Here is a 6116-nt window from a genome sequence, read left to right as displayed (position 1 = left end):
GTCCAGACCGATGCCGCCACGCGGGCTGGCGCCAAGGCTGATGCAGCGCGCCAGGTCGGCGTCGTAGTCGCCGGGGTGGCGGGTGGCGTTGATCAGGTCGATCAGGTAGCGGTCGATGGCCGGCGAGACCTGGATCGCGCTGACTTGCTGGCGGGCGGCGAAAATCACCTCTTGTGCCAGGGTAAAGCCCTGAACCGCCTGGGCGCTGCTCGCGTGTTCCTCTTCGCGCAGCAGGCGCAGCACCTGGCTTTCGTTCTCGGCAGAAGGGTAGTCGAGCAAAACCTTCATCACGAAGCGGTCCATCTGCGCCTCCGGCAAGGGGTAGGTGCCTTCCTGCTCGATGGGGTTTTGCGTGGCCACCACGATAAACAGCGGCGGCAGCGGGTGACTGGCGCCGGCCACGGTGATTTGCCGTTCTTCCATGGCCTCCAGCAGCGCGGCCTGGACCTTGGCCGGCGCGCGGTTGATTTCGTCGGCGAGGATCAGGTTGCCGAACAACGGGCCGGGCTGGAAGCGGATGTGGTTCTGCCCGTCGACCTGGTGCAGCACCTCGGCGCCGGTGATGTCCGAGGGCAGCAGGTCCGGGGTGAACTGGATGCGGCTCATTTTCGCCTCCAGGTGCCGGGCCAGGGCCTTGACCGTGCGGGTCTTGGCCAGCCCCGGCAAGCTTTCGAGCAACACATGACCGTTAGCTAATAGCCCGATCAGGATCTGACGGATCACCGCATCCTGGCCAAGAACACGTTCCGCCATGCTGGCTTGCAAGGCTTGCAAATCGTTGAGTGCTGTCATGCCAATCGTCCCCGAAACTGTGGGTCAACAAGGCGCGGCGACCACGGGTACACCGCGCAGGGCGTTCACCAGACGTACTGCAGGCGCAAGGTCCAGGTGTTGACATCCGGTGAACCGCGACGCTCGGAGACGGTGTCGGAATAAGCCAGCAACCCGCCGAATTGCGGCGACAGCATAAAGCCCAGGCTCGCGCCGAGCAGGCCGTTCTCCTGTTTGTTGTCCTGCCAGTCGCCGTCGATGCGGCTTTCGCCGCCGCGGCTGTAGGTAGCATCCAGTGAGGCCCACAGCGCACGGTTGATGGTGTAGCTGTAATGGCCTTCGATGGCGTACAACGGCTTTTGCTCGAGTTTGCTGTCGCCGTGGTAATCCTTGTTATCGCCAAACAGCGAAACCCAGGTGTTGATCTCCAGCCAGGTCGGGCCGATAGGGGTGCCGAAGCCCAGCTCCGGCTTGAACACCCAACGGTTGGAACCGATGTTGATGATGCGGTCCTTGTCGTAGTCGCCCGTGGGCGCAGTGATCCACAGCGCGCCGGTGAGGAAGGTCTCGGGTTTCCAGCTGGCAAACTCCTCGGCGGTCAGCGCCGGGCCGCCGAAAATGTTGTGGGCAAACACCACCTGCGCATCGCCCATGCCGCCGTTGTGTTTGGTGCCGTCGAAGAAGCGCGCGTTGTCGAACGACGCTGATACATCGGCATATGGCTGGATGAACTGGATGGCGCTGTTACGGCCATCAATCCCGAACGAGCGAGCGTAGCGAAACAGGTACAGGTCGGCGTTCAACGACAGCCCGTTGATCGGCAGCGTGGTGTCGATGGGGGTGTTGGTGTCGACGCGGTTGTAGTAACCGAACACCATGTTCAGGTTGGTGGGGGTGTTCTGCCAGTCCCTGGCGTTGTCGGCGAACCCAAGCCCTGGCAGCACAGCCAGGGCTGTCGCGCAAAACCCTTGCAGTCGAGCACGTGAAATCATGGCGCTACTCCTTGTCGGCCTGATGTCTGGGGGTTACATGCCCGGTCTGCCCCTGTCGCGACCGGGCATGCGGTCTTACTTGAGCGGGGTCAAGGGCGACAGTTTCCATTGACCATTACCCACCTCAGGCTTGGGCAGGTAAATCCGCAGTACCGCGTAAAACGGACCGGGTGGGGCCGGCAGCCAGTTGCTCTGTTCGGCCTTCGGTGGCTCGTGGTGCTGCAGGGCCAGGGTCAGGCCGCCGTCGGCGTCCCGCTTCAGGCCCGGCAACATGCGCGAGTTGATCAGGTAGCGTTTCTTGTGGTTGGGCACCAGCAGCTTGGTCTTGCCGTCGTACATGGTCAGTGACCAGAACGCGTCGGCGGGTGGCAACTGGTCCTTGGCGAAATGCACGGTGTAGCTGTGGCGCGCGCCGTTGGCGGGCTTGCCCTCGCTGTCGACGAAGTAGCCGAGGTAGGCGGCCTCGTCGGTGGAGTTGCCAAAAATCCCCATGTCGGCGCCGGCGTAGCGGTACAGGTAGTTGTTTTGCAAATGGTCGCGGCTGCCGAACAGGTCACCGCTGGCGACCTGGTGCGTGTCGACTTTGTCTTTTTTGAAGGCTGCAAACTCGGCGCGGGCATCGGAAATACCGTCCTCCAGGGCCTTGCGCTGTTCCGCGCTCAGGTCCTTGAGCTTGAACGGCGCACCCGGGGCGATACCGATCTTGGCAAAGCGCGCGAGCAGGTCTTTTTCACTGTCCTGGGGGGCAGTGAAGGCCAGCATGAAGTTCAGGTAGCGAAACAGTTGCGGGCCTTCGGTCATGGCTGCCATGGGCTTGGGCCATTCGATCTTCGGCGCCTTGGCCGGCGCGGCCTGTTTCACGTAACCACTGAGTGGCTGCACCTTGTAGCCATTCTGGATCTGCTTGACCTTGTTCAGGTCTTTCTCGTCAAACAGCTGCGTGCGGTACAGGGCGTAGGCAATATTGCTTTCGCTGTAGACCACGCGGTCAATATCGACCGGCTGCTGACCTTTCCAGTCGGGACCGGCGATCATGTAGTGGCCGCCGTTGTTGCCGGTGCTGCGGGTGCCCAGGTAGGCAAAGTTCTGGGTGTAGAGGTCGATCAGTTGTACCGAGTAGTAACGGTTGTCTTCGATCTTGGGCAGGGTCAGCACCTGTGGCTCACTGCGCAGGTCCAGCCATACGAAGGAGTAGGGCGTGTCCGAGTTCGGGGTCACGAACGCGGTGTCCTTGGGCGTGAACACCTGCGCGGTATTGCCGATGCGGTTGAACGGTGCCTTGAAGTTGGCACCGCCTTTGTCGACGGCCTGGGTGTAGAGCGTCTTGTACATCTCCACCACCGGGTAGCCATACAGGTAGGCTTCCTTGGCAATGGCCCGGGCTTCGCTGGGCGTCGCGGTGAAATCGGCCCAGGCGCCGGTACTCATGAGTATCGAGAGGCTCGCCAACAGCAGGCGCGTCGGTTTTCTGATCATGTTGTTGCGTCTCTTAAGGAACTGGGGTGATGTCGTCGAGTTTCCAGCTTTTATCGAAGTAGGCCTCGGTCGGCGCATACAGTCGGAAATAGCTGAACCAATGTTTGCCGGGGAGAGTTTGCACCCAGTTGCTCTCGAAGTCTTTTGGCGCGTGCGGTCCGAAGTAAAGATCGACCGATCCATCGGGATTTTTCTTCAAGTCCTGGCGTGAAGACAGGTCTGCCTTGCGTTGCGAGTTGTCGATCAGGCAGCGGCTGTCGATGTCATACACGGTCATCGACCAGAACTGCTTGGCCGGTGGGTTGGCGCCCACATGCAATGTGTAGTGCTTGCCGCCGTCGAGCCATTGGCCGTGTTTGTCGGTGTAGGCGCCGAGGTAAGTCTGGCCCAGCCCCGGGGTTTTCGAGACCATGCCTTTGGTGTTGGTCACGGCCTCGTAGAACCACGCACTGCGCTCCCACAACTGGTCGTAATAGCCCACACGCTGAGACGGCTCGGTGATGTTCAGCACGGTGTCCCATTGCCGGTCCTTCCAGTACTGGGCCTGGGGAAAGCGCTTGGCGAACGCATTCGCCTTGGCAATCAGCTCGCCCATTTGTGCCCCTTGCCCAAGGGCCTTGCGCTGCTGTTCGTTGGGGTTGAAGGGTTTGTCTTTCTCGATGCCGAGGCTGGCGAGCATGGCCATATAGAAACGGTCGCGCTCGTTGACCGGCTCCTTCTGGATAATCTCGTGCAGACGCTGCCAATAGGCGATGCCCCGTGGCTGAGTACCGGACCAGGCTTTGCCACCGGGCGACAACAAGCGCGTGGGCGTCGGCTTGGTAGGTTGAGCGTACGGGTACATCTTGAACTGTTCGACCAGAGCCTTGCCTTTTGCCGGGTCCGGGTCGAGCACGCGGAACCCTACGAGTACATTCATGGTTTCCGACTTGGCCAGGTAATACTTGCCGGCGTCAGCCGGTGGCTGCTGGCCAGGTGGAATGACCAGGTAGCGGCCACCCTTGCCTTGATCCGGACCGGTCTGGCCCATGTCGATAATGGCGCGTTGCCAGAAGTCGCCGATCCCGCCGGCGGTGGGACCCGGTGGCAGCTCGATCACCAGTGGGCCGGTCTCGTTCAGGTCGACAAAGCCAATGATATAAGGCGTGGTGGCGTTGGCGGTGATCACCCCGAGCTTGTCCTCGTAGGTGCTCAGCACCATCAGGTCGCCACTGCGAGCGCCGAGTTTGCTGCTGAACTCTTCCTGCCATTGCGCGTAGGACACCAGCGGCAACGCCCACAGAAAACTCTGGGTGGCTTGCTGGAAATCCAGCTCGCCATACAGCTTGGCGATTTCACTGCGGGCGGGCAACTCGCCCTCCATGCTGATCGGGCCAATGCGCGTATCCAGCGTCTGGGCTTGCACGCCCACACTGCAACCGGCCGAAAGGGCTATCAGGCTGAAACCTGTGTTACGAATCAGAGCGTGCATAGCCTGTCCTTACTTTCCAAAGGTGACGTTGATCCCGGCGAACAGAGTGAATTGCGGCAGCCCATCGCCTTTGCGCGCCACGGTCCATTGCGGTTCGACGAAGGCGTTGACGATGTTGCTCCCGGATTTCCACGCCTTGCCCGCACCGAAGCCGATGGGGATGTAGTGGGTGTCGCTTTTCAGGTCGAAGGTCCAGGTGCCGGTGGAACGCAGGTACCAGCCCTTGGGCAGGTTATGAATGATGAATGGCTGGAACGTGGCGCTTTCGACATGCGCCCGGTCGCGGTCGCCAGCGAATGAACTCTGATATTGCACCAGCGCGCCGAGCAGGCCGCGTGGCGAGGCGTCGATGGCCACGGCGGCCAGGCCCGCTTGCCACTTGCCGGTGCCGAGCTCATCGTGCTCGGCGGTGGGTGCGGTGATCTGCGGACCGATGCCCAACTGCACGCCATCGGTCTTGAGCAGGAAAATATCGAACAGGTTCAGGTCGCCGATCCCGGTGCTGTAGCCGTTGTGTGGGTCGGGGCGGGTGCTGAGGGGCAGGGTGGCGCGCAACAATTGCGGTACGCCGATAAAGTCCGACGGCGCAATGGGCAGGGTTCCGCGCAGCAGCAGGTCATTGGTATGCGCGTGGGTGTCGTAGAGCTTTGGCGTGTAGTAGTCCTGCACGTTGGCGCCCGGCGCCAGGTTGAGCGGGTTGTTGCTCTTGTTGGCGGTATCGGCGTTATCTGCATAGGCAGAAACCGTTGGCATTACCCATGCAGCCAGCATCAATGCCTGAACAAGCGGTGACTTGAGCATGACGACTCCCCCATTCCATGGCGACGGGCCCGATAACATCTCTGCGTTGGGGCTGCCCTGGGTCAAAAAGCTGTAGGACACGCCGATTGAAACTAGCAGCTAAATTCAGACGCGCTAGCCATCCGAAAGAATTAGTTGTTCAGGCGGGGGGATTTCACAGATTATCGCGATAAGCAGGAGCGGCGCGCATACCGCTCCTGTGGTGCGGTATCAGGCGGGCAGCATCGATTTGACTTTGTCGCGCAGTTGATCGATAGAGAACGGCTTGGCGATCACTTGCATGCCGGGTGGCACGTCGATGTTTTCGGCATAGCCGCTGGCGAACAGAATGGGCAGAGCGGGGCGCAGTTCACGGACCTTGGTCGCCAACTGCTTGCCGTCCATGTCCGGCAAGCCAACATCGGTCATCATCAGGTCAATCACCTGGCTGGTGTTTTCGACCACCTTCAGGGCTTCTTCAGCGTCCGCCGCTTCAACCACCGTGAACTCCAATTCTTCAAGCACATCGACGATCAGCATGCGCACGATGGCATCGTCTTCGACTACAAGGATGGTGGAGGGGGTAGCAGACATAATGAAAATTCCCGAGAAAATGAAAGGCAGGT

6 protein-coding genes are annotated in these 6116 nt (G+C 60.9%); all 6 read right to left on the bottom strand.

The genetic code is table 11. The annotated features are described in order from the left end of the window. A partial coding sequence (locus WBR57_RS02445) for an AAA family ATPase (protein WP_424081781.1) occupies positions 1 to 792 on the bottom strand: 792 nt, incomplete at its 3' end. Positions 793 to 857: 65 nt separating this feature from the next. After that, a complete protein-coding gene (locus WBR57_RS02440; RefSeq protein WP_424081779.1) occupies positions 858 to 1763 on the bottom strand; it encodes a transporter in 906 nt (301 codons plus the stop codon). A gap of 75 nt (positions 1764 to 1838) precedes the next feature. Beyond that, a complete protein-coding gene (locus WBR57_RS02435; RefSeq protein WP_424081777.1) occupies positions 1839 to 3239 on the bottom strand; it encodes a DUF1254 domain-containing protein in 1401 nt (466 codons plus the stop codon). 13 nt (positions 3240 to 3252) lie between these two features. Continuing rightward, entirely contained in the window at positions 3253 to 4710 is a 1458-nt protein-coding gene (locus tag WBR57_RS02430; RefSeq protein WP_424081775.1) for a DUF1254 domain-containing protein, read from the bottom strand. A gap of 9 nt (positions 4711 to 4719) precedes the next feature. Then, entirely contained in the window at positions 4720 to 5481 is a 762-nt protein-coding gene (locus WBR57_RS02425; RefSeq protein WP_424081785.1) for a hypothetical protein, read from the bottom strand. A gap of 240 nt (positions 5482 to 5721) precedes the next feature. Next, entirely contained in the window at positions 5722 to 6084 is a 363-nt protein-coding gene (locus WBR57_RS02420) for a response regulator (RefSeq protein ID WP_424081773.1), read from the bottom strand. Between the last annotated feature and the right edge of the window lie 32 nt (positions 6085 to 6116).

The sequence above is a fragment of the Pseudomonas sp. genome (assembly GCF_049590575.1).
Lineage (GTDB): Bacteria > Pseudomonadota > Gammaproteobacteria > Pseudomonadales > Pseudomonadaceae > Aquipseudomonas.
This window is presented reverse-complemented; position numbering and strand designations above follow the sequence as displayed.

Bases quoted from the DNA above. Each gene is read 5' to 3' on its own strand.
- WBR57_RS02420 (WP_424081773.1), bottom strand. From the start codon at position 6,084: ATGTCTGCTACCCCCTCCACCATCCTTGTAGTCGAAGACGATGCCATC.
- WBR57_RS02440 (WP_424081779.1), bottom strand. From the start codon at position 1,763: ATGATTTCACGTGCTCGACTGCAAGGGTTTTGCGCGACAGCCCTGGCT.
- WBR57_RS02430 (WP_424081775.1), bottom strand. From the start codon at position 4,710: ATGCACGCTCTGATTCGTAACACAGGTTTCAGCCTGATAGCCCTTTCG.
- WBR57_RS02425 (WP_424081785.1), bottom strand. From the start codon at position 5,481: ATGCTGGCTGCATGGGTAATGCCAACGGTTTCTGCCTATGCAGATAAC.
- WBR57_RS02435 (WP_424081777.1), bottom strand. From the start codon at position 3,239: ATGATCAGAAAACCGACGCGCCTGCTGTTGGCGAGCCTCTCGATACTC.